20 protein-coding genes are annotated in these 21261 nt (G+C 63.1%); 11 read left to right on the top strand and 9 right to left on the bottom strand.

What is annotated here, in order from left to right; translation table 11 throughout:
• The 6 genes from V3H18_RS11690 to V3H18_RS11665 all read left to right on the top strand — a co-directional run bounded on the left by V3H18_RS11690 (position 1) and on the right by V3H18_RS11665 (position 5125).
• A complete protein-coding gene (locus V3H18_RS11690) occupies positions 1 to 588 on the top strand; it encodes a cytochrome c oxidase assembly protein (protein ID WP_332082232.1) in 588 nt (195 codons plus the stop codon).
• A 78-nt stretch (positions 589 to 666) separates the two neighbouring features.
• A complete protein-coding gene (locus tag V3H18_RS11685) occupies positions 667 to 1554 on the top strand; it encodes a cytochrome c oxidase subunit 3 (protein ID WP_332082231.1) in 888 nt (295 codons plus the stop codon).
• Positions 1555 to 1625: 71 nt separating this feature from the next.
• Complete coding sequence (locus V3H18_RS11680; RefSeq protein ID WP_332082230.1) at positions 1626 to 2003, top strand: DUF983 domain-containing protein; 378 nt, start codon at positions 1626 to 1628, stop codon at positions 2001 to 2003.
• The gene (locus tag V3H18_RS11675) at positions 2000 to 2731 is read left to right on the top strand and encodes an SURF1 family protein (RefSeq protein ID WP_332082229.1); all 732 of its coding nucleotides are present in this window, start codon (positions 2000 to 2002) and stop codon (positions 2729 to 2731) included. The genes V3H18_RS11680 and V3H18_RS11675 overlap by 4 nt, the downstream gene beginning before the upstream one ends.
• 363 nt (positions 2732 to 3094) lie before the next feature.
• Positions 3095 to 4501, top strand: coding sequence for a threonine synthase (thrC, locus tag V3H18_RS11670; RefSeq protein ID WP_332082248.1), 1407 nt, complete (start codon positions 3095 to 3097; stop codon positions 4499 to 4501).
• Between the two features lie 21 nt (positions 4502 to 4522).
• Complete coding sequence (locus V3H18_RS11665; RefSeq protein ID WP_332082228.1) at positions 4523 to 5125, top strand: GNAT family N-acetyltransferase; 603 nt, start codon at positions 4523 to 4525, stop codon at positions 5123 to 5125.
• A 21-nt stretch (positions 5126 to 5146) separates the two neighbouring features.
• On the opposite strand, the gene rph is transcribed toward V3H18_RS11665, so the two are convergent.
• A complete protein-coding gene (rph, locus tag V3H18_RS11660) occupies positions 5147 to 5860 on the bottom strand; it encodes a ribonuclease PH (protein ID WP_332082227.1) in 714 nt (237 codons plus the stop codon).
• A 165-nt stretch (positions 5861 to 6025) separates the two neighbouring features.
• On the opposite strand from rph, the gene V3H18_RS11655 reads away from it, so the two are divergent.
• Positions 6026 to 8113 carry an elongation factor G gene (locus tag V3H18_RS11655; protein ID WP_332082226.1) on the top strand — a complete coding sequence of 696 codons (2088 nt, stop codon included), beginning with the start codon at positions 6026 to 6028 and terminating at the stop codon, positions 8111 to 8113.
• 1 nt (position 8114) lies between these two features.
• Here V3H18_RS11655 and V3H18_RS11650 read toward each other — a convergent pair whose 3' ends face one another.
• Positions 8115 to 9407 (bottom strand): SCP2 sterol-binding domain-containing protein, encoded by a 1293-nt coding sequence (locus V3H18_RS11650; RefSeq protein WP_332082225.1) that lies wholly within the window; start codon positions 9405 to 9407, stop codon positions 8115 to 8117.
• A 47-nt stretch (positions 9408 to 9454) separates the two neighbouring features.
• Positions 9455 to 9907 (bottom strand): MarR family winged helix-turn-helix transcriptional regulator, encoded by a 453-nt coding sequence (locus V3H18_RS11645; RefSeq protein WP_332082224.1) that lies wholly within the window; start codon positions 9905 to 9907, stop codon positions 9455 to 9457.
• 176 nt (positions 9908 to 10083) lie between these two features.
• Between V3H18_RS11645 and V3H18_RS11640 the strand changes: the two genes are divergently transcribed.
• From V3H18_RS11640 to V3H18_RS11630, 3 genes are all read left to right on the top strand, one after another.
• Positions 10084 to 10287 (top strand): hypothetical protein, encoded by a 204-nt coding sequence (locus tag V3H18_RS11640; protein ID WP_332082223.1) that lies wholly within the window; start codon positions 10084 to 10086, stop codon positions 10285 to 10287.
• Positions 10288 to 10348: 61 nt separating this feature from the next.
• Positions 10349 to 11245, top strand: coding sequence for a pirin family protein (locus tag V3H18_RS11635; RefSeq protein WP_332082222.1), 897 nt, complete (start codon positions 10349 to 10351; stop codon positions 11243 to 11245).
• A gap of 102 nt (positions 11246 to 11347) precedes the next feature.
• Positions 11348 to 12355: a sulfate ABC transporter substrate-binding protein gene (locus V3H18_RS11630; RefSeq protein ID WP_332082221.1), complete on the top strand. Its 1008-nt coding sequence runs from the start codon at positions 11348 to 11350 to the stop codon at positions 12353 to 12355.
• 10 nt (positions 12356 to 12365) lie between these two features.
• On the opposite strand, the gene V3H18_RS11625 is transcribed toward V3H18_RS11630, so the two are convergent.
• From V3H18_RS11625 to V3H18_RS11610, 4 genes are all read right to left on the bottom strand, one after another.
• Positions 12366 to 12971, bottom strand: coding sequence for a L,D-transpeptidase (locus tag V3H18_RS11625; RefSeq protein WP_332082220.1), 606 nt, complete (start codon positions 12969 to 12971; stop codon positions 12366 to 12368).
• A gap of 18 nt (positions 12972 to 12989) precedes the next feature.
• Positions 12990 to 14105 (bottom strand): lysylphosphatidylglycerol synthase transmembrane domain-containing protein, encoded by a 1116-nt coding sequence (locus tag V3H18_RS11620; RefSeq protein ID WP_332082219.1) that lies wholly within the window; start codon positions 14103 to 14105, stop codon positions 12990 to 12992.
• 215 nt (positions 14106 to 14320) lie between these two features.
• Positions 14321 to 15046 (bottom strand): acetoacetyl-CoA reductase, encoded by a 726-nt coding sequence (phbB, locus tag V3H18_RS11615; RefSeq protein ID WP_332082218.1) that lies wholly within the window; start codon positions 15044 to 15046, stop codon positions 14321 to 14323.
• A 117-nt stretch (positions 15047 to 15163) separates the two neighbouring features.
• On the bottom strand, positions 15164 to 16339 hold the full coding sequence (locus V3H18_RS11610; protein WP_332082217.1) for an acetyl-CoA C-acetyltransferase: 1176 nt from the start codon (positions 16337 to 16339) through the stop codon (positions 15164 to 15166).
• 242 nt (positions 16340 to 16581) lie between these two features.
• Between V3H18_RS11610 and phaR the strand changes: the two genes are divergently transcribed.
• Positions 16582 to 17208 (top strand): polyhydroxyalkanoate synthesis repressor PhaR, encoded by a 627-nt coding sequence (gene phaR / locus V3H18_RS11605; protein WP_332082216.1) that lies wholly within the window; start codon positions 16582 to 16584, stop codon positions 17206 to 17208.
• Positions 17209 to 17973: 765 nt separating this feature from the next.
• On the opposite strand, the gene ychF is transcribed toward phaR, so the two are convergent.
• Together ychF and V3H18_RS11595 are read right to left on the bottom strand one after the other, a co-directional pair.
• Positions 17974 to 19071, bottom strand: coding sequence for a redox-regulated ATPase YchF (gene ychF, locus V3H18_RS11600; RefSeq protein WP_332082215.1), 1098 nt, complete (start codon positions 19069 to 19071; stop codon positions 17974 to 17976).
• Positions 19072 to 19174: 103 nt separating this feature from the next.
• A complete protein-coding gene (locus V3H18_RS11595) occupies positions 19175 to 20923 on the bottom strand; it encodes a di-heme-cytochrome C peroxidase (protein WP_332082214.1) in 1749 nt (582 codons plus the stop codon).
• Positions 20924 to 21261 lie beyond the last annotated feature (338 nt).

Here is a 21261-nt window from a genome sequence, read left to right as displayed (position 1 = left end):
ATGTCCGCGCCCCGCACCGGCCGTCGTCCCTATATGATCGCCACGGCGCTCGCGCTCGGCGCGGCGGGAATGCTCGCTTTGACCTTCGCGTCCGTTCCGCTCTATCGCGCGTTCTGCGCCGCCACCGGTTTCGGCGGCACGCCGCAGACGAATCTCGGCGGCGCGCCGACGGAGCAGGGCGCGCGCACGCTCTCCGTGCGTTTCGACGCCAATGTCGCCCGCGATCTCCCCTGGCGCTTCGAGCCGGAGGTCGCCAAAATCGCGGTAAGAACCGGCGAGCCGACGACCGTCTATTACAAGGTCGTCAATCTCTCCGACCGCGAGACCAGCGGGCAGGCGGCCTATAACGTCAATCCGGGCCAGGCCGGCGCCTTCTTCGTCAAGATCGCCTGCTTCTGCTTCGAAGAGCAGCGGCTCGGACCGCATGAGGCCGCGGAGTGGCCCGTGGTCTTCTATCTCGATCCGGCGCTTGAACGGGAAGCCGGGATGCGCCGCGTCGAGGAGATCACGCTTTCCTATTCGTTCTTCGCCACGAAGACGCCGACTGACTCCAAGACGAGCGAGGCGGCGGCGAAGCCGAAGACTTGAGAGGGATGGCGCGGGCAAGCCCGCGCCGGCAATTAGGAGTGAGGCCGCGACAGCCGGCCGATGACGAGGAAGAACAAAATGGCGGACGGACACGCAAAACCCGAACACGACTATCATCTGGTCGATCCGAGTCCGTGGCCGCTCGTGGGCGCGACCTCGGCGCTCCTCACGGCCACGGGCGCCGTTCTGTGGCTCGCCCAACACAAGGGCGCGCCGATCGCCGGCTTTACCTATGGCGGCGTGCTGTTCTTCACGGGCCTCTTCGGCGTCCTCTTTGTCATGTACGCATGGTGGAGCGACGTCATCAAGGAGGCGACGGTCGGCTACCACACGCCCGTCGTGCAGCTGCATCACCGTTACGGCATGATCCTCTTCATCTTCTCGGAGGTCATGTTCTTCGTCGCCTGGTTCTGGGCGTTCTTCAATTCGTCGATTTTCCCGGACGACGCGGCGCAGGTGATTCGCACGGAATTGTTCCAGGGCGTCTGGCCGCCGAAAGGCGTCGAAGTGCTGAGCCCATGGAAGCTGCCGCTTCTCAACACCCTCATCCTGCTCAGCTCCGGCGCGACGCTCACCTGGGCGCATCACGGCCTGCTGCATGGCGACCGCGAGACGGTGAAGAAAGGGCTCTTCGCGACGATCGGGCTCGGCCTGCTCTTCACCATGATTCAGGGCTATGAATATGTTCATGCGCCCTTCGCCTTCTCCTTCGACCCGGCGAAGCCGGCGGCGACGAATTATGGTTCGACCTTCTTCATGGCGACCGGATTCCACGGCTTCCATGTGATCGTCGGCACCATCTTCCTGATCGTCTGCCTCATTCGCGTCTTTAAGGGCCATTTCACGCCGGATCATCATCTCGGCTTCGAATTCGCGGCGTGGTACTGGCACTTCGTCGACGTGGTCTGGCTGTTCCTGTTCGCCTGCATTTATGTGTGGGGCAACTGGGGCGGGGCGATGGAATAGGCTATTCTTCCCCTGAGCGAACAAGCGACGGTCACGGCGCGTCCGTGACCGTTTTCGTTGGAGCGCGTGAAATGTCCGAAGAGCACGTCTATCCGCCGCCGCGTCTCTATATCGACGGCCTGCTCGGCAGATGCCCGGCCTGTAGCAAAGGCCATATGATCAAGGGTCTGCTCGCCGTGTCGCCCAAATGCGAAGTCTGCGGCCTGGATTTCTCCTTCGCCGACGCGGGCGACGGTCCCGCGATCTTCGTCATGACCATCGTCGGCTTCATCGCCATCGGCGTGATGGCCTATATCGAGATCGTTCATAAGCCGCCCTATTGGGTGCATGCGGCGATTCTACTGCCCTTGTCGGCCTTCCTTTGCCTGGCCTTGCTGCGGCCGATGAAGGGGCTTTTGATCGCGCTTCAATATTTCAACAAGGCCGAGGAAAGCCGGCATAAATCGTGAGAGCCGCCGCGCGCGCGCTGCTGTGGCCGGCGGTCGCCGCCGCGCTCGCTTTCGCCCTGCTCGTCGGGCTGGGAGTCTGGCAGCTTCGCCGCCTCGATGAGAAAGAGGCGTTGATTGCGCGGATCGAACAACGCGCGAGCGAAGCCGCGCAGGCGATTCCGCCCCAGGACGAATGGCCCGCTTTGCGGCCCGAGAATTACGATTTCAAACGGGTGCGGGCGACCGGCCGCTTTGTCGCGGGGCGCGACGCGCTGATCTTCGCGCCGCCGCCCGAGGGCGCGAGCCGGGAGCCGGGCTATCTGGCGCTGACGCCATTCGCGCTCGCGCAGGGCGGCGTCGTGCTCGTCGATCGCGGCTTTCTGCCGGGATCGCAGGCGGCCGACGCGTCGCTGCGCGCCGCGCCTTCCGGCGAGCTGGCGTTCGAGGCGCTGATGCGCGCGCCGCAAGGCCGTAATTTCTTCACCCCCGCCGACGAACCAAAAAAAGGCGTTTTTTACACGCGCGATCCGGCGGCGATCGCCGCCGCGCTGGGGCAGACGGCGGCGGCGCCCTTCACGCTTTCGCTGCTCGCGCCGCTGGCGGGCGACGGCCTGCGCCCGATTCCGCAAGGCGCGCCTTCCATCGTCAATAATCATCTCTCCTATGCGATCACCTGGTTCGGCCTCGCGCTGTCGCTCCTCGTCATCTTCGCGCTTTACGCGGGCGGCGCGCTGGGTCGTTCAAAATGACGGGCGCTGGCCGCATCAAATGCCATTGAAGCCGCAACCAGCAGTCCTCATGCTGAGGAGCCGCCGAAGGCGGCGTCTCGAAGCACGAGGACTGCGGCGTCATCTGAGCATGCGATAGCGGTATCGGCCCCTCGTCCTTCGAGACGGCCTCTTCGAGGCCTCCTCAGGATGAGGGGCCTTGTTTGCGCCCAAGAAGACGGTCTCCACGACGACGAACGCCAAGGGCCGTCTTGAAAGATGCGAAGGCCCATTTTCCAAACGTCATGACGCCGCGCTTGCGGCGCGGCCCGATATGCTATGAAAAGAGGCGCTGACATGCGCGCCTTGCGCGACGCATTTTCCGCAGCAGGGATGGATCGACGGTTGCGCTATCTTTCGACGCGCGGCGAGGCCGCGCAGCTTGGTTTCGACGAGGTGCTGCTGGCGGGGCTCGCCGCCGACGGCGGGCTCTACGCCCCGCTCGCCTATCCGCATATCGCCCCGAGCGACATAGCGGCGCTTGCCGGCCTGCCTTACGCCGAAGCGGCGGCGCGGCTCATCGCGCCCTATTTGAGCGACAGTTTCCCGCTTGAGATTTTGCGCGAAGAGACGGAGGCCGCCTATGCCGCTTTCCGCCATCGCGCCATCGCGCCGCTCGTTCAGATCGCCGACAATCTCTTCGTGCTGGAGCTCTTCCACGGCCCGACGCTGGCCTTCAAGGACCTCGCCATGCAGCTCCTCGGGCGCATGATGAATCATGTGCTCGAAAAGCGGAATTTGCGCGCGACCATCGTCGGCGCCACATCGGGCGATACGGGCGCGGCGGCGATCGAAGCCTTCAAGGGGCTCGATCGCGTCGACGTGTTCATTCTTTTTCCGCATGGCCGCGTCTCCGACGTGCAGCGCCGGCAGATGACGACGGTCGCGGATGAAAATGTTCACACCATCGCGCTGCAGGGCTCCTTCGACGATGCGCAGGCGATCTTGAAGCGCCTCTTTCGCGCCGCTGATTTTCGCTCGCGCGTCGGGCTCGCCGGCGTCAATTCGATCAATTGGGCGCGCGTCGTCGCGCAGACCGTTTACTATTTCACGAGCGCCGTCGCGCTCGGCGCGCCCCATCGCCATATTTCCTTCGCGGTGCCGACGGGCAATTTCGGCGACGTGCTTGCGGGCTATGTCGCGAAACATATGGGGCTGCCGGTCGAGCGGTTGATCGTCGCGACCAACGCCAACGACATTCTCGCGCGCGCGTTGGCGAGCGGACGCTATGAGCCGCGCGGCGTGACGCCGACGCAGTCGCCTTCGATGGATATTCAGCTCTCCTCGAATTTCGAGCGGCTGCTGTTCGACGCCTGCGCGCGCGATCCGGCGGTCGTCCGCGCGGCCTTCGCTTCGCTCGACCAATCGGGCGCCTTCGAGATTCCCGCTCCCGCGCTCGCGGCGATTCGTGCGGAATTCGAGGGCCAGGCCGTGGGCGAGGCCGAAACGACGGAGGAGATCGCGCGGACCTATCGCGAAGCGGGCTATGTGCTCGATCCGCATACGGCGACCGGCGTGCGCGCGGCGCGCGGGCGGCTCGCGCGAGACCCCGCGACGCCCGTCGTCGCGCTCTCGACCGCGCATCCCGCGAAATTTCCGGACGCCATCGAGCGCGCCATTGGATTGCGGGCGAAACTGCCCGAAAATATTGCGGCGCAACTTGACGCGCCGGAGCGATTCACGATTCTTGAAAATAACGACGCGCAAATCGCCGCCTTTATTGCTGAGCGGGCGCGCGCGGCAAGAAACTGAGAAGGGGTCGCAAGGTCGAAGATGGCGATTTTCAGCGTAATCGGGCGTCGCGATTTGCCGATCCGAGGCGAAGGCGTCTATCTGCGCGCGTCGGAAATGCGCGATTACGCCGAATGGGCGGAGGTGCGCGAGAAAAGCCGTTCTTTCCTCACGCCCTGGGAGCCTCTATGGCCGATCGACGATCTGACGCGCGCCAGCTTTCGCTATCGCGTCCGCCGTCACGCCGAGGAGATGGCGCGCGACGAAGCCTATTCCTTTTTCATCTTCCGCGAGGAAGACGGCGTGCTGATCGGCGGCCTTTCCTTCGGCCATGTGCGGCGCGGCGTGTCGCAAGCGGCGACGCTCGGCTATTGGATGGGCGAGCCTTACGCCGGCAAGGGCTATATGACCCGCGCCGTGCGCGCGGCCTGCGCCTACGCCTTCGAGAAGCGCGGCTTCCATCGCATCGAGGCGGCCTGCCTGCCGAACAACGAACCCTCCAAAAGATTGCTGGAGCGCGTCGGGTTCAAGCAGGAGGGTTATGCGCGCTCTTATCTCAACATCAACGGGCAGTGGCGCGACCATCTGCTTTATGCGCTTTTGGAGACGGATCCCGTTCCGATCAATCCGCCGTCCGCGGCGTAAAGGGTTGAAGCGGATGCGCTGTTACGCCAGCGCCGCTTTTTGCAGAGCGACGAGATCGGCGACGCCTTTTTGCGCCAGCGCCAGCATGGCGGCAAGCTCCTCATTGGAGAACACCGTGACTTCGGCGGTCGCCTGAATTTCGACAAGACCGCCCGAGCCGGTGATGACGAAATTGGCGTCCGTCTCCGCCGTCGAATCCTCCGCATAATCGAGGTCGATCACCGGCGTGGCGTTGAAAATGCCGCAGGAGACGGCCGCGACGTGATCGCGCAGCGGGCTTTCCTTGACGATGGAGCGCGACCGCATCCAGTCGAAACAGTCGTGGAGCGCGAGCCAGGCGCCGGTGATCGAGGCGGTGCGCGTGCCGCCGTCCGCCTGGATCACGTCGCAGTCGATGACGATCTGGCGCTCGCCGAGCGCGGAGAGATTGGTGACGGCGCGCAGGGAGCGCCCGATGAGGCGCTGGATCTCCTGCGTGCGGCCGGAGAGCCGGCCCGCGGCCGCTTCGCGCCGCGTGCGCGTGTGCGTGGCGCGGGGCAGCATGGAATATTCCGCCGTCACCCAGCCGCGGCCCTGGCCGCGCAGCCACGATGGCGGCTTGTCTTCGAGCGAGGCCGCGCAGAGCACCTGCGTATTGCCGAACTTCACGAGGCAGGAGCCCTCGGCGTAGCGGGCGACGCCCCGCTCGAAACTCACAGGGCGCATCTCGTCGGGCGCGCGTTTGCTGGGGCGCATGGGGACTCCGTGGCGTGTCGGTCCGCGCTTCTAACCTGCTTTGCCCAACTCTGGAAGCGCCGCGCTTACGCTTAAGCGGCGGCGTCTTGCGCTCAAGCCCGCATGGTGGAAGCATAATGCAACGGGGCCGGATCAACCAGGCTCCGACAAAGAATGGAGGGAGCGATGGGACAAGCTATTTCCCAAGGCGCGCAATCTCACGAAACGAGAGCCCAGGGCCCCCGGCTGATCGCGCTGGCGGGCCCTTTTCAATGCGGCAAAACCACCCTTCTCGAGGCCATCTTGGCGCATGCCGGGGTGATCCCGCGCCAGGGCGCCGTCGCCGCGGGGACAAATGTCGGCGACGCCAGCGCGGAGGCGCGCGCGCATCGCATGAGCGTCGAGCCCAATGTCGCGACGCTCGATTATATGGGCGACCGCTATACGTTCATCGATCTGCCGGGCTCGGTCGAATTCGCCCATGAGGCGCGCAATATTCTCCCCGTCGTCGACGCCGTGATCGTCGTCTGCGAGGCCGACGCCCGCAAGCTTCCCGCGCTGCAGCTCGTTTTGCGCCAGCTCGAAGAATTGAGGCTGCCGCATTTCATTTTCTTGAACAAGATCGACGCCGCGACGATCGACGTGCGCGACGCGCTGGGACTGCTGCAGCCCGCATCGCACACGCCGCTTCTCCTGCGCCAGATACCGATCTGGAGCAATGGCGTCGCGGTCGGCTTCATCGACCTCGCGCTGGAGCGCGCCTATGTCTATCGCGAGCATGCGCCGTCGGAGGTCGTCGACATTCCCCAGGGCGACACAACGACCGAGAAGGAGGCGCGCTATTCCATGCTGGAGCGCCTCGCCGATTACGACGACGCGCTGATGGAGGAGTTGATCTCGGACATCGAGCCGCCGCGCGATCAGGTCTTCGACGATCTCACCAAGGAGCTGCGCGCGGGGCTCGTCGTTCCGCTATTTATCGGCTCCGCCGAAAAGGGCGCGGGCGTGACGCGGCTCCTCAAGGCGCTGCGCCATGAAGCGCCCGGGATCGAAGCGGCGCGCGCGAGGCTTGGCGTCGACGAAAGCGGGCCCGCGCTGGCGCGCGTCATCCGCACCATCCACACGCCGCACAGCGGCAAGCTGTCGCTCGCGCGGGTGCTGCGCGGCGTTTTCGCCGACGGCGAGACGGCGATTTCGCGCCATGGCGAGGATCGCATTTCCGGCCTGTCGCGGCTGCTCGGCGCTTCGATCGTCAAGGCGACCGAAGCGAAAGCGGGCGACGTCGTCGCGTTCGGGCGGCTCGACCATGCGCAGACCGGCGACAATATCGTGGCGAACGCCAAAGCCGCTGCGGCGGAGCTTGCGCATAAGGGAGCGGCGGTTCCAGATCCAGTGCATGCGCTGGCGCTGACCGTGAAGGACCGCAAGGATGAAATGCGGCTCGCCGCCGCCATGGCGAAGCTCGTCGAAGAAGATCCTTCGCTCGTCTTCGTGCATGATCAGGAGCTCTCGCAGATCAAGCTGTTCGGACAGGGCGAGATGCATCTGCGCGTCGCGCTCGAGCGTCTCGCTTCGCGCTTCAATGTCGCGGTCGAACAATCGAAGCCCACGGTCGCCTATCGTGAGACGATCCGCCACAAGGTCACCGTGCGCGGGCGCCACAAGAAACAGTCGGGCGGCCACGGCCAGTTCGGCGATGTCGTGCTGGAGATCGCGCCGCGTTCGCGCGGCGAAGGCTTCGCCTTCAGCGAGCGCGTGCATGGCGGCGCGGTGCCCAAGCAATATTTCTCCTCGGTCGAGGCGGGCTGCCAGGACGCGCTGGCGCATGGGCCGCTGGGCTTTCCGGTCGTCGACGTCGAGGCGGTGCTGACCGACGGCTCCTATCATACGGTCGATTCCTCCGACATGGCCTTTCGCACGGCGGCGCGCATCGGCATGAGCGAGGCGCTGGAGAAAGCCGAGCCGATCCTCCTGGAGCCGGTGCTCGCGGTCGATATTTTCGTGCCGAGCGACGCCATGTCGCGCGCGACCGGCATCGTCTCGGCGCGGCGCGGCCAGATCATGGGCTTTGGCCCGCGCGACGGCTGGGAGGGTTGGGACAGGCTGGAGACGCTCATCCCGGAAGCGGAGATGGACAATCTCATCGTCGAACTGCGCTCGGCGACGGCGGGCGCGGGCTTCTATCAGGCGCGCTTCGACCATCTCGCCGAAGTCGTCGGCAAACAGGCGCGCGAGATCGTCACGGCGCATTCGGCGCGAGCGAACGGAGGTTAAATTAAGCAGGAAAGCAACGTCCAAAGGCGAGGAATAGCCTTGGGTCGCCGCGCAGCCTGATTTTAAGGCGCAGCAGCGCCGAGGCGAGGCTCGTTTCCTTGCCGACGAAACGCAGCCATGTTTCGGCGTCGGCCGTCACCGTCAGGCTTGGCGCGCCGACGAGACCTTGCTCGACGCGAATGCGCCTGTCCGCGATGACGATCGTCGCGGCGCGTTTCTGCGCGCCGGTGAAGTTAAAATGATAGACGGCGTTAAGGCCGGCTGATTTTCCCCGCTGAAAGGCGAGCCGCAGACTAGAAAGAAAGCCGTCGATCGTCGTTGGCCGAGTCGTCGAATTGACGCGTTTCAAGCTCTTTCCCGGAAAGCGCCGCGCGACATAATCCTCGGCGTCCGAACCCGCCGTGACATAGATCGTTTCCGCCTTCCTCTGCAAAGGATCGACGATCTCCTTGAGATATCGCCTTTTATCCGCCTGATAGGCCCCGATCACATCGGAGCCCGCGGGACAGACCGCCATGCAATAGGCGGCCTTGTAATTGGGGCCGAAGGCGAGGCTCTGCCACATCGACACCGTTTCGGCGTCGCTGATCTTCTCGCGGTAGGTGCGTGCGCTTTTGGCGTCCGCGAGCGTTTCCGCCCAATCGGCGAAGCCGCCCATAAATTCGCGATAATTATGGATGTAGCAGGCGGTGAAATCGAAATAGCCGTCCGGGGCGATGGCGCCCGTCGGGCAGGCGGCGACGCAGAGCTTGCATTCGAGACACGGATTGAAGTCGAGCGGCCGATCGCGCGTCTCTATGTCGAGACCGACCGCAACGGTTCCAAGCAAAATGAAATTGCCGAATTTGGGATGAATGACGTTGCGGTGAATGCCCATGCGCCCGAGGCCCGCCGCGACCGCGACGGGCTTATGCGCGATCACCCACATTTTATCCGGCCATCGCACGGCCTCCATCGGAAATCCCATCGACGGATAGCCAGCGCGTAACCCACGCCCTTCGAGCGCGTGCGCGATCTTGCGCGCGACGTCGTTGGTCTCGTCGGCGGCCTGATCGAATTCGAGATTGGCGACGGAGCGCGCGGGGCTGCGGATATTGTCGCGGCTCATGCGGATGACGAAAGCGATCAATGTGCGCGAGAAAGGGAAAGCCTCCAAAATGTCGCGCCGCTGATCGTCGAGCGCCGGATTGTCGATCGAGACGAAGCCGACGTCGTCAGCGCCGGCGGCGAGGGCGATGTCCCGCAGCGCCTTGGCGTCGAATTGCGTTTCGGAAGCGGGTTCGATCGCAATCATTGCATATGCCCCTTTATAGGCGCGCGACAGGCGCTTTCGTTTTGTCTTCAGCCTTGCGACGTCGCCGCCATCAAGGCTCTCAGTTCGGAGAGAAGCTTTTGCAGACGTTCGGCGCCAAATTTGGCCTCGACGGAGCTTTGCGCCTCCCTCCAATGCGGCAGGGCGTTGGCGAGGGTCGCCTCGCCAAAGGGCGTAAGCGCCACTTTGCGGGTGCGGCGATCCTCGCCCTGTTTCACCTTGACGAGGCCGCGTTTCTCCAGAATCGCGAGGTTTCGCGCGAGGGCGCTGCGATCCGTCACGAAAGCCTCCGCCAGTTTGCTCACCGTGGCGCCCCCAGTGAGAGAGCAGGCGACGAGCAGCGAATATTGCGTCGGCTCCAGACCGGTCGCCGCCATGAACTGCCCGTAGTGCCGGGTGATCGCCCGGCTTGCGCGGCGCACATTGGCGGCGACGCAGTTCTGCGCGCAGGCTTTGACTTCGATGGGATCCGGTCCGGCCATAAATTGATGTATATACCCCTTTATCGTCGCCGTCAATCGGGGGAGGCACGGCGGCGCGCCTCTTGTGCGCGCCAGCACAGCGCGCCGCAGATGGCGGCCTATGATGCGTTCCCGTAGGCGCAAAGGAGCGGTTTGCAAAAGACCGGCGCCGAAAAAAATATCGGGGAGCAATCATTATGCGCATGTTCGTTTTTCTGATCGCGGCGATTTTCGCCATGTGCTTCAGCTTTTATTCGAGCGCGAGCGGCTCAGGGGCGCTGGCGACGGCCGCGCCGCAAGCGTCGACCGATCAGCCGAGCGACGCTCCGCGCTGCTCCATCAAAACGACGCCGAATTCCGGCGGTTGCCTCGTGCTGAAGCGCAAGGGCCGCGCCGCTTGATCGGCTAAAAGCGCGCCTTACTTATCCCCGAGCTGACGCGAGGGGTGAGGAGGGCGCGCGCATGTCCATGCCGCAAACCGGCTTGAACGCTTCGCTCGTCGAACTCGCCATCACGCCGCGCGATCGCGATCTCGGCGGCTTTTCCGTGCGCCGCGCGCTGCCGGGCGCGCGCCGCCAAATGGTCGGGCCTTTTATCTTCTATGATCATCTTGGGCCGGCGCAATTCGCGCCGGGGCAGGGCATTGATGTGCGCCCGCATCCGCATATCGGCCTTGCGACCGTCACCTATCTTTTCGACGGACGCATCCTGCATCGCGACGGTCTCGGCAATGTGCAGGAGATCGCGCCCGGCGCGATGAATCTGATGACGGCGGGCCGCGGCATCGTCCATTCCGAGCGCACGCCGCCTGGGCCGCGCGCGTCGGGTCAGAAAATGCTCGGCCTGCAAAGCTGGGTGGCGTTGCCGCGCGCGCATGAAGAGACGGCGCCAAGCTTTCAGCATTACAGCGCCGAGGAACTGCCGGTGGTGGAGGACCATGGGGTTTACGCGCGCGTCATCGCGGGCGCCGTCTTCGGCGCGTCGTCGTCGGTGACGACATTATCGGACTGGTTCTATGTGGAGCTGCGTCTTTCCGCCGGCGCGAGCGCCCCCTTCGACGCCGATTACGACGAGCGCGCGATCTATCTCGTCGATGGGGCGATCGCGATCGGCGGCGAAAGTTTCGACATTCCGCAATTGCTCGTCATCCGGCCCAAAGAGCGGCTCACGATCCGGGCGCTTTCCGACGCGCGGCTGATGCTGCTCGGCGGCGCGACGATCGAAGAGCCCCGCTATCTGTGGTGGAACCTCGTCTCCTCGCGCAAGGAGCGGATCGAGCAGGCGAAGCAGGACTGGCGGGAGGGGCGTTTCCCGACCGTGCCGGGAGAAACGGAATTCATTCCGCTGCCGGAAGATTAATCTCTCCCCGCGACGAACTTTTGGAGCCGATTGCTCTCCGGCGGCCGATGGGTTAATCACCGAAAGTACATTAAGTCACTAGACTAAATTAAGAGAGCGTAAATGCCAAAAAAATCCGCTGTCGCGTGGTTGGGAGCTTTCCTTATCGGCTCATTTCTGTCGCCGGCCTGCGCCGTCGAGACGCTGCTCAACGTCTCCTATGATCCCACCCGGGAGCTTTATAAGGCGGTGAATGAGGCCTTTGCGGCCGACTGGAAGGCGCGCGGCGCGGGCGACGTCGAAATCAAAACCTCGCATGGTGGATCCGGCGCGCAGGCGAGGGCGGTTATCGAAGGACTGGCCGCCGACGTCGTGACATTGGCGCTGGCCAACGACATCGACCAGATCGCCGCCAAGAGCGGGAAAATTCCCGCGGATTGGCAGAAGCGACTGCCGAATAATTCTTCTCCCTATACCTCGACGATCGTCCTGCTGGTGCGAAAGGGAAATCCGAAGGGGATCCGCGATTGGAGCGATCTCGCAAAGCCCGGCGTCGCGGTGGTGACGCCTAATCCAAAGACCGGCGGCGGCGCGCGATGGAATTTCCTTGCGGCCTGGGCTTACGGCCTCGACAAATTCAACGGCGACGAGGCCAAGACGCAAGAATTCGTCAAGGCGATCTACGCCAACGCCCCTGTGCTCGATTCGGGCGCGCGCGGCTCGACGACGACCTTCGCCCAGCGCGGCATCGGCGATGCGCTGATCACATGGGAAAACGAGGCGTTCCTGACCCTGCAAGAATTCGGCGCCGATAAATTCGAGATCGTTACGCCGTCGATTTCGATCCTCGCCGAGCCGGCCGTTTCGATCGTCGACGCGAATGTGGACGCCAAAGGCGTGCGCAAGCTCGCCGAAGCCTATCTCGATTATCTGTTCAGCCCGAAGACGCAGGCGCTTATCGCCAAATTCGGCTACCGTCCGGCTTCCCCGCAATACGCCTCGAAGGAAGACCTTAAACGCTTCGCCAAGATCAAACTCGTCACCATCGATAAGCAGTTCGGCGGATGGCCGGCGGCGCAGAAGAAATTCTTCGCCGACGGCGGCGTCTTCGACGAGATACAGAAGCGCTGAAGCAAGGGCTTTATGGCGTCATCACCACGGTGGCGCCGACGGGGACGCGATCGTAAAGATCGACGATGTCCTCATTGAGCATGCGGATGCAGCCATAGGAGGCGGCGGAGCCGATCGACTTGCGCATCTTGTCGGTCGTGCCGTGGATCGCGACCTGTCCTTCGCTGAGCGTCATGGCGCGGGCGCCCATCGGATTGTTCGGCGCGCCGCCCGGGATCACCTCGGGCAGTTCCGGATGGTCGTGCTTCACGTCCTCCGGCGGCGTCCAGTCGGGCGCGACATATTTGGCGTTGACCTGCACGACGCCGGTCCATTCCTTCCCGGCCTTCGGCACCGCGACCTTGTAGGCGATGGCGTCGTCATGGTCGACGATGAGATAGAGCTTGCGCTCATGCTCGCTGACGACGATGGAGCCAGGGGTAAGCTCGGAATGATAGTGAACGAATTCGCGGGCGGCGGCGACCTGCGGCGCCGAAGCGGCGGCGATGACGGCGGCGGCGAAAGCGATGTGGGCGATCCTGGAAGTGCGGGGGCTCATTTTCTTGCGCTCGATGTTCGATGTCTCGATGAGCGCGTTATAGAAAAGGCGCCGCCCGCATTCCGTGCGCGGGCGCACAAGGATGCGCGCGTGGCGCTACCGGCTCGGCGTCATGAGCCTTGCCCGTTCCTTCAACCATCGGAACAGCGCCATTCCAAGAAAGCCGACGACAATCAGCGTATGCGGCGCGGTGATCGAGAAGTGGTAGGCCAGGGCCGCGGAAATCGCCCGTTCCTTCTGAACGCCATAAGTGTTGACGAGATAGGCGACGATGCCGGCCTCGAAAATCCCGAGGCCCGCGGGGCTGGACGGAACGGCGATCGCCAGCGCGCCGATCGTCAAAATGGTCATTGCGTGGACGACGTCGACATCGATTTCGGGCAGCAGCGTTTTGAAGACGACATAGACGAGGCAAACATTCGTCGTCCATATCGCGGCGGTGATGAAGGCGGTTCGCGCCGCGCTATGACCGGCGACCAACAGCCCCGCCTGCTTGAAGAACGCGTCGAGGCGCGCCGCTTTGACGAAGCGCGACTCCGGAAGGGTCCAAAGGGCGCCTTTCCGCCGCAGGACAAGCAGGGCGCAAAAGACAAGGAAAATGGCCGCAGCGGCCGCGATCAAGATGCGGGGTTCGACGAGGCTCGCATGGGACGCCGCGAGAATCACCAAGGACACAACGACGATCGCCGTCGCATCGTACAGCTTCTCCAATAGAACGGCGGCGGACATGCCTCCGATAGAATAGTCATAATAGGAATGTCCAAAATAGATCTTGACGCCTTCGCCGGCTCTGAACGGCATCAAGGCGTTAAAGCTGAATCCCATCGTGGCGATCATAAGACTCGAAAGCAAGCCGCCGCCGAGCAGTGTGGAAATGCGCGACGCATAAAAGAGCAAGACGAAGAGATTGATCGTCATCGCGATCAGAATCCCCTGAAGGGGGATTTGCTTGAGCTGCAGCGTCAGATCGGCAAATTCAACATTGTGGCGGAGCCAATAGGCGAGGAAAGCAAAAAAGCAGGCGTTTAATATCAGCGCGACATATCCGCCTCGCTGAAATAAGTATTTGATCGATCTGGCCGCTGGATTTGCCGGAGTCCGCCAGGGGTTTAAGGACGAAGGCTGGCGACCCACTGAAGACGCGACGAATTCGCCGAGGCGGATCTCGCGTGGCAACAGCTTCGGCGCAAGCGGGTCGTCCTTCACGCTCATCGTCGCCTCGCTTCGGCGCGGGATGGACCTTTATCCTAGCGGCGGAAAATTGGCCGGCGCAATGCCGGCCGGCCAAGTCTGCAGCCCGAAAAAGGCATGCGCCGAGCGCGCTTTCCGGTCGGGCGGAACGGTCCGCTCGATAGAAAGCGCGCCAAATTAATAGGCCGGAGGCATGTTCTGGTCGAAAAAGTCCGCCACTTTTTCGGGCCTTGTCCTCAGGTCAGATACTGACCGCCGTTGATCGTCAGCGTCGAGCCGGTGATGAAGCCAGCGTCATCCGCTGCGAGGAATACGACGGCGCGCGCGATCTCTTCCGGCTCGCCGAGACGCCCGACCGCGATGAAGGGGATGATGTGCTTGTCGAGCACGTCCTGCGGCACGGCCTTCACCATTTCGGTGGCGATATAGCCCGGCGCGATGGCGTTGACGGTGATGCCCTTGGAGGCGCTTTCCTGCGCCAGCGCCTTCACAAAGCCGATGTCGCCCGCCTTTGAAGCGGAGTAGTTCGTCTGCCCCGCCTGGCCCTTCTGGCCATTGATCGACGAGATGACGATGATGCGGCCGAAGCCGCGCTCGCGCATGCCGTTGATGACTGGGCGCGTGACGTTGAAGAGCGAATTGAGATTGGTGCCGATGACGGCGTTCCAATCCTTGAGCTCCATCTTGTGGAAGAGGCGGTCCTTGGTGATGCCGGCGTTGTTCACCAGCACTTCGACGGGACCCAAATCCTTTTCGATCTGCGCGAGGGCGGCCGCGCTCGCCTCATAATCCGAAACGTCGAACTTATAGACCGGAATGCCCGTATCGGCCTTGAATTTATTGGCCGCTTCGTCATTGCCCGCATAAGTCGCCGCGACATTATAGCCCGCCGCCTTCAGCGCCTTGGAAATCGCTTCGCCAATGCCGCGCGTGCCGCCTGTCACAACTGCCGTTCTAGCCATTAAAGGGGTCTCCTCCAGAATTGAATAAGCGCTTATAGGGGCAGTCGGCGATAGGCAGGCGGCAGTCGGGTTGCGACGCTCTCCGACTGCCTATTCTCGACTGCCGACTGCCGCTGATTACCGCTCCACCGTCAGCGCGATGCCCATGCCGCCGCCGATGCACAGCGTCGCGAGGCCCTTCTTGCCGCCGCGGCGATTGAGCTCATAGAGCAGCGTCGTCAGGATGCGCGCGCCGGAAGCGCCGATCGGATGGCCGATGGCGATGGCGCCGCCATTGACGTTCACGATCGAAGGGTCCCAGCCGAGGTCTTTGTTCACGGCCAGCGCCTGCGCCGCGAAGGCTTCATTCGCCTCGATGAGATCGAGGTCGGAAATCTTCCATCCCGCCTTTTCCAGCGCCTTGCGCGAGGCGGGAATCGGGCCCGAACCCATCACCGCCGGATCGACGCCGGCCGTCGCCCAGGAGGCGATGCGCGCGAGCGGCGTCAATCCCCGCTTCTGCGCCTCGGCGGCGCTCATCACGACAAGCGCCGCCGCGCCGTCGTTGAGGCCCGAGGCGTTCGCCGCCGTCACCGTGCCGTCCTTGGCGAAAGCGGGCTTCAGTTTGGACACGCCTTCGAGCGTCACGCCATGTTTGATGTATTCGTCGGACTCGACGACGATGTCGCCCTTCCTGGTCGAGACGGTGTAAGGGACGATTTCGTCCTTGAACTTGCCGGCCTTCTGCGCTTCTTCCGCTTTGTTTTGCGACTTGACCGCGAATTCGTCCTGCTGCTCGCGCGTGATCTGCCACTGCTTGGCGACGTTCTCCGCCGTGACGCCCATGTGATAGTTGTTGAAGGCGTCGGTGAGGCCGTCGACGATCATCGTGTCGGTGAATTTCACGTCGCCCATCTTGGTCCCGGCGCGCAGATGCGAGGCGTGGGGCGAGAGCGACATCGACTCCTGACCGCCGGCGACGACGATCTGCGCGTCGCCCGCCTGAATCTGCTGGGCGGCCAGCGCGACGGCGCGCAGGCCCGAGCCGCAGACCTGATTGACCCCGAAGGCCGTGGAGCTGTCGGGAACCCCGGCCTTGATCGCCGCCTGGCGCGCTGGATTCTGGCCCTGGGCGGCGTCGAGCACCTGGCCGAGGATGACCTCGCAGACCTCGCCGGACTGGACATTGGCGCGCTCTAGGGCGGCCTTGATCGCGACAGCGCCGAGCTCGTGGGCCGGAACCGCGCCAAAGGCTCCGTTGAACGATCCGACGGCGGTGCGCGCCGCGGAAACGATCACGATATCGGTCGTCATGTCGATCTCCTCGGAATAGTCCAGCTTCCCGGCCGCTTGAGCCGGCAAGGGGGACGAATTTGTTGAGCCTTTCGCGGCTGCGTCCGGCGAGCCGCGGCTCGTTTTGCACGGAATTGGGCGTGAGCGAAAGCCGTCCGGCATGAAAATATTGCCGCAGGCGCCGATTTGCGCGTATCGTCCGGATAGGGCGGGTACTTTTTTTGGGCGGACGAAGCGTGCGGCGAGGGGAGCTGGTCAGGCGTATGGCGACTGAAAAAAAACCCACTGTCATCAAAAAATACGCTAATCGCCGCCTCTACGATACGGGAACAAGCACCTATGTGACGCTTGAAGACCTAGCCTCCATGGTGAAACGGGGCGAGGATTTCGTTGTTTGCGATGCGAAAAGCGGCGACGACATCACCCGCCCGGTCCTGACCCAGATCATCTTCGAACAGGAAGGCAAGGAGGGCCAGAGCCTGCTGCCCATCGCCTTCCTGCGCCAGCTTATCCGTTTCTACGGCGACTCGATGCAGATGCTCGTGCCGAGCTATCTGGAGTTCTCGATCGACAAGCTGACGAAGGAGCAGCAGAAGTTCCGCGAGCAGTTCACCTCGGCGTTGGGCGTCGGCGCGGGTCCTTTCGCCGAGCCGACGCGGGCGGCGTTCCAGTCGCTCGAGGAGCAGGCGCGCAAGAATATGGCGGTGTTTCGCCAGGCGCTCACCATGTTCAATCCCTTCGGCGTGCCGCCGGAAGGGGCGAAGACCACCGGCCTGTCGCTCGAAGAACATGAGGGCGGCGCCGTCGCCGCCACCGAAGGCGACGTGGCCGAGCTGAAACGTCAGCTCGACGATCTGACGAAGCGGATCGACAATCTGTCGAAGGGCTGAGGCCCCGTCTCCTTAGGTTTAGTGGCGCAGCAGGCCGGGCCGAAAGAAAAAGGCGCGACCTTTTCGTGCGCAGGGCCGGCTTAGGAAACGCGTCATAAGCGCCTAGCCGGCGCCGCAATTCGCCGCCGCGCCGAGAGTTTGTGGCTTCGTCCTAGCCGCTTGCCGCTATAGCATGGCCACGAATAGGATGCGGTCCACACCCCCAAACACAGGCTCCGATAGGTTTGCCCGCGCAGAACGGTTCGTAGAGTTCATAATACCAGACGGAGTAAGGGACAGGATGGTCGGGATAGGTAACGTTTGCGCCGTAAACCTCAGGCGGCACGCGAAGGAAAGGATAACACTTTAGGGGCGGCTGAAGAATTGGAGAACATCCTCGACAAGGTTGGGCTTCGGATTGGGCAGGGAGCATCGCGCTCGCCCCGATCATTGCTATGAACAGGGCTACGGATATCTTAGACATTTTGTCCTCCAAAAAAGGCCGTCCCCGCTTACCGCCCGCACATGTTGTAGAGTGATTTGCGTTCTCATCAATGCGTCTATGTTTAATGAAAGAAAAACGCCTCAGCATTAGACGCCTTTATCTTGGCGGCGCCGGCGCTTCATTGACTTGGTCCAGACGTCAAAACAACAGCCATCTAGGCGTGTCTGCGACGCTTGCCTGATATAGGTTAGGGTCACGCTGGAGAGACGAGCGACGTGCGCCAGCAATGCTGCGGCAAAGCTATGGAAATAAGCATAGAAAACTAATTTCAGAGCCTTTACTTACGTATTAAACCTGAAATGCATCACGTCGCCGTCCGCGACGATATATTCCTTGCCCTCCAGCCGCAGCCGCCCCGCGTCGCGGGCGCCCGCCTCGCCCTTATTCGCGACGTAATCGTCATAGGCGATGGTCTCGGCGCGAATGAAGCCCTTCTCGAAATCCGTATGGATCACGCCCGCCGCCTGCGGCGCGCGCACGCCCTTCTCGATCGTCCAGGCGCGCGCTTCCTTGGGGCCCACGGTGAAATAAGTGATGAGATGCAGAAGGTCGTAGCCGGCGCGGATGACGCGGTTGAGGCCCGGCTCCGCGAGCCCCACGGCTTCGAGATAATCCTTCTGCTCCTCGGCCGGCAGCACGGCGATCTCGCTCTCGATCTTCGCCGAAACGACGACCGAGGCCGCGCCTTCCTCCGCCGCGCGCGCAGCGACTTTCGCCGATTGGACGTTGCCATCGGCCGCCGAGCCTTCCTCCACATTGCAGACGTACAGCACCGGCTTCGACGACAGGAGCCCGAGCCCGTCGAAGGCGGCGCGCTCCTCCGCGCTCACCTTGGCGAGGCGCGCGGGCTTTCCCTCGCGCAGCAGCACGAGGCAGCGGTTCATGAGGTCGAGAAGCTCCTTCGATTCCTTGTCGCCGCCCTTGGCCTTTTTTTCGAGCGGGACGACGCGTTTTTCGAGGCTTTCGAGATCGGCGAGCATCAGCTCGGTCTCGATGGTTTCAATGTCGCGGATCGGATCGACGCCGCCCTCGACATGGGTCACGTCCCCATCCTCGAAACAGCGCACCACATGAGCGATCGCGTCGCATTCGCGAATATTGGCGAGGAACTGATTGCCGAGCCCTTCGCCCTTCGACGCGCCGCGCACGAGCCCGGCGATGTCCACGAAAGTGAGCCGGGTCGGGATGATCTCCCTGGAGCCGGCGATCTTCGCCAGTTCCGCGAGTCTCGGGTCGGGCACCGCGACCTCGCCGACATTGGGCTCGATGGTGCAGAAGGGGTAATTCGCCGCCTGGGCCGCCGCGGTCTGGGTCAGAGCGTTGAAAAGGGTCGACTTGCCGACATTCGGCAGGCCGACGATGCCACATTTGAAACCCATATCCGTCCCGGCTCTCGATTGCGCGTTGCGGCGCGATATGCGGGGCGGCGCGGGAAAAGGCAAGGGGGAGGATTTTCCCCCTTGCGGCTCGATGGAGCGGCGATCAGAGACTCTTCAAATATTCGAGCAGCGCCTTTTTCTCGTCAGGCGTGAGATTGACGCCGAAGGTATGGCCGCAGCGGCTGTTGCCCGAATCCCGTTTTGCGCAGTCGTCGGCCGTATAGAGCGTGCTGAAGGCGCCCTGTTCCTTGGCGAGGCCGACGCTCTCGACGTCATAGGCCGTTCCGACCTTGAAGGAGGCGGGACGCTCCGCGACGGGCTTTAAGAGGTCGGCGAGCGTCGGCACGGAGCCATTGTGGAGATAAGGCGCAGCCGCCCAAATGCCCTGCATCACCCGCGACTCATATTTGAAGCTCGGCTGCGCTGCGGGCTTCGTATAGAGATTCTTTAAGGCGGCGGCGAGCTTGTTGCGCACCAGCAGCTTCGCGCTCTCGGGCGACGCCTGTGCGGCCGCCGGCAGGCAGTCGTCGAGAATCGGCTGGAAGACATCGAGGCCGAAATGTAGCGGCGCCTCGATAATCGATCCGATCACCGACAGTCCAAGAATGCTGATGATCTTGTCCTTCGGCTTGAGCGGCTTGTCGACGCCGGGGATGAAAGCGATTCTCGCGCCGTTGAGCACGCCGGTTTCGGCCTCGCGCGCGAGAACCTGATATTCGCGGCTGTCCGTGCCGACGTCCTCGAGCGGCGTTCGCCAGGTTCCCTGGAAATTGCAAACGCGCGGCGCGCCCTTGGCGATTTCGTGGCAGCCCTTGGCGCAGCCGCCGTTCTTCGGATCGCGGTTGAAAATCTCCGCGCCCTTGGAGACGAGCGCCTGATCGAGGCTCCAGGGCCATTTGGGCGGCGCGATCTGCTTGATCAGCGTTTCGAGACGCATCAGGCCCGGATAATTCAGGGAAGAATCGTTGAGATAATCGATGACGTTGGGAAGGATCGTCTGTTTGGGACGATAGACGCCGAAGACGCCGTATACCTCGCCGACATTGCGCGCGAGGCCGAGAATGTCGTCGCCGTTTTCGGCGAATCCCGGCCATTGCGTGAAGTCCTGGATCGGGGCGTTCCACAGGAAGGGATAGCGCACCGCCGCATCCGCCCATGTGATGTTATTTTCGATGATGCGAGAATGCGTCGCGCCAATATCGAGGCCCGCGACGCGGTTGAAAATCATCGATACGGCGTCCAGCCGTCCAACGCCCCAGCCAGGCGAAGGGAGCGACTTGCGCACGATCGTGTCATAAGGCGCGAACCAGACGTCGACGTCCCGGCGCAAATGCTGAAGTTCGCGCGGCGTCGGATCTCCGCCCAGCACGTCCTGGGCGAACTGCTTGAAAGCGGCGTCGTCGCTCAGGATTTTCTTGAAGGCCAGATCAATATCGTTCAGCAGGCTTTGGAAATCGACGAGCGCCGGTCCGCCGTCGATGCGCCAGGAGACGCCGCCAACGTCGATCTGCCGCGTATGGCAAGCGGAGCAGGTCATGCTGAAATATTGCGCGGAATTCTCCGAGGCGGAGAGGAATCCGACGGGAAGGCCTGGCGTCTCGCTATCGGGATTGGGCAGATAGCCGTAGCGGCCGAGGCCGTCGGCGAGGAAGCGCGCGCCGTCGGGATGTCTCAGCGCCTTGATCCAGGCGAAGGGCATGATTCGCGCGCCCTGATCGAGACTGTAGAATTCCGTGCGGCTGGCTTGCGTCCATTTCACGCCCTGATCGGCGTATTTCAACTCGGCGGCCGAAACATGCGCGGTCATCGCCAGCGCAGCCAATGACGCAAAGAAAGGCCTCGACGTAAACATCTCTTCCTCCAAAGCAATTAAAAATATACGTGGCGTTTAAACCACATCATCGGGAACTTCACAATGGTTTCAAACTGGCGCAGTCTTGCAGCGCGTGCGAATAATTCCGTTGACCGGCGAGACAGCGCGCCAAAAAAGCGATCGGGACAGTTCGCCGCTTTGGGGATGATGACGACGCGATGATGAAAAATCCAAACATATCCTACGTTTCTTGCGCGCGCGCGCCGCATGTGACGCGCGTCGTGATTGCGGCCTTGGCTGCGATGATGGCGGCGCCGCTTCATGCGCAGGCGCCGGCGCTCGAAAACGCGCCGCCCGCCGCCGCGCCGCAGTCTCCG

Origin of the sequence: Methylocystis borbori (genome assembly GCF_036576025.1) — a bacterium.
Lineage (GTDB): Bacteria > Pseudomonadota > Alphaproteobacteria > Rhizobiales > Beijerinckiaceae > Methylocystis > Methylocystis borbori.
The sequence above is the reverse complement of the archived record's forward strand: the minus strand, read 5'-3'. Positions and strand labels throughout refer to the sequence as shown.

What these genes read in the sequence shown, in the direction of transcription:
- V3H18_RS11665 (WP_332082228.1), top strand. Translation starts at nt 4,523, where the DNA reads ATGGCGATTTTCAGCGTAATCGGGCGTCGCGATTTGCCGATCCGAGGC.
- V3H18_RS11645 (WP_332082224.1), bottom strand. Translation starts at nt 9,907, where the DNA reads ATGGCCGGACCGGATCCCATCGAAGTCAAAGCCTGCGCGCAGAACTGC.
- V3H18_RS11690 (WP_332082232.1), top strand. Translation starts at nt 1, where the DNA reads ATGTCCGCGCCCCGCACCGGCCGTCGTCCCTATATGATCGCCACGGCG.
- V3H18_RS11595 (WP_332082214.1), bottom strand. Translation starts at nt 20,923, where the DNA reads ATGTTTACGTCGAGGCCTTTCTTTGCGTCATTGGCTGCGCTGGCGATG.
- V3H18_RS11650 (WP_332082225.1), bottom strand. Translation starts at nt 9,407, where the DNA reads ATGATTGCGATCGAACCCGCTTCCGAAACGCAATTCGACGCCAAGGCG.
- V3H18_RS11610 (WP_332082217.1), bottom strand. Translation starts at nt 16,339, where the DNA reads ATGACGACCGATATCGTGATCGTTTCCGCGGCGCGCACCGCCGTCGGA.
- V3H18_RS11680 (WP_332082230.1), top strand. Translation starts at nt 1,626, where the DNA reads ATGTCCGAAGAGCACGTCTATCCGCCGCCGCGTCTCTATATCGACGGC.
- phaR (WP_332082216.1), top strand. Translation starts at nt 16,582, where the DNA reads ATGGCGACTGAAAAAAAACCCACTGTCATCAAAAAATACGCTAATCGC.
- V3H18_RS11630 (WP_332082221.1), top strand. Translation starts at nt 11,348, where the DNA reads ATGCCAAAAAAATCCGCTGTCGCGTGGTTGGGAGCTTTCCTTATCGGC.
- ychF (WP_332082215.1), bottom strand. Translation starts at nt 19,071, where the DNA reads ATGGGTTTCAAATGTGGCATCGTCGGCCTGCCGAATGTCGGCAAGTCG.
- V3H18_RS11685 (WP_332082231.1), top strand. Translation starts at nt 667, where the DNA reads ATGGCGGACGGACACGCAAAACCCGAACACGACTATCATCTGGTCGAT.
- V3H18_RS11640 (WP_332082223.1), top strand. Translation starts at nt 10,084, where the DNA reads ATGCGCATGTTCGTTTTTCTGATCGCGGCGATTTTCGCCATGTGCTTC.
- rph (WP_332082227.1), bottom strand. Translation starts at nt 5,860, where the DNA reads ATGCGCCCCAGCAAACGCGCGCCCGACGAGATGCGCCCTGTGAGTTTC.
- phbB (WP_332082218.1), bottom strand. Translation starts at nt 15,046, where the DNA reads ATGGCTAGAACGGCAGTTGTGACAGGCGGCACGCGCGGCATTGGCGAA.
- V3H18_RS11655 (WP_332082226.1), top strand. Translation starts at nt 6,026, where the DNA reads ATGGGACAAGCTATTTCCCAAGGCGCGCAATCTCACGAAACGAGAGCC.
- V3H18_RS11635 (WP_332082222.1), top strand. Translation starts at nt 10,349, where the DNA reads ATGTCCATGCCGCAAACCGGCTTGAACGCTTCGCTCGTCGAACTCGCC.
- V3H18_RS11620 (WP_332082219.1), bottom strand. Translation starts at nt 14,105, where the DNA reads ATGAGCGTGAAGGACGACCCGCTTGCGCCGAAGCTGTTGCCACGCGAG.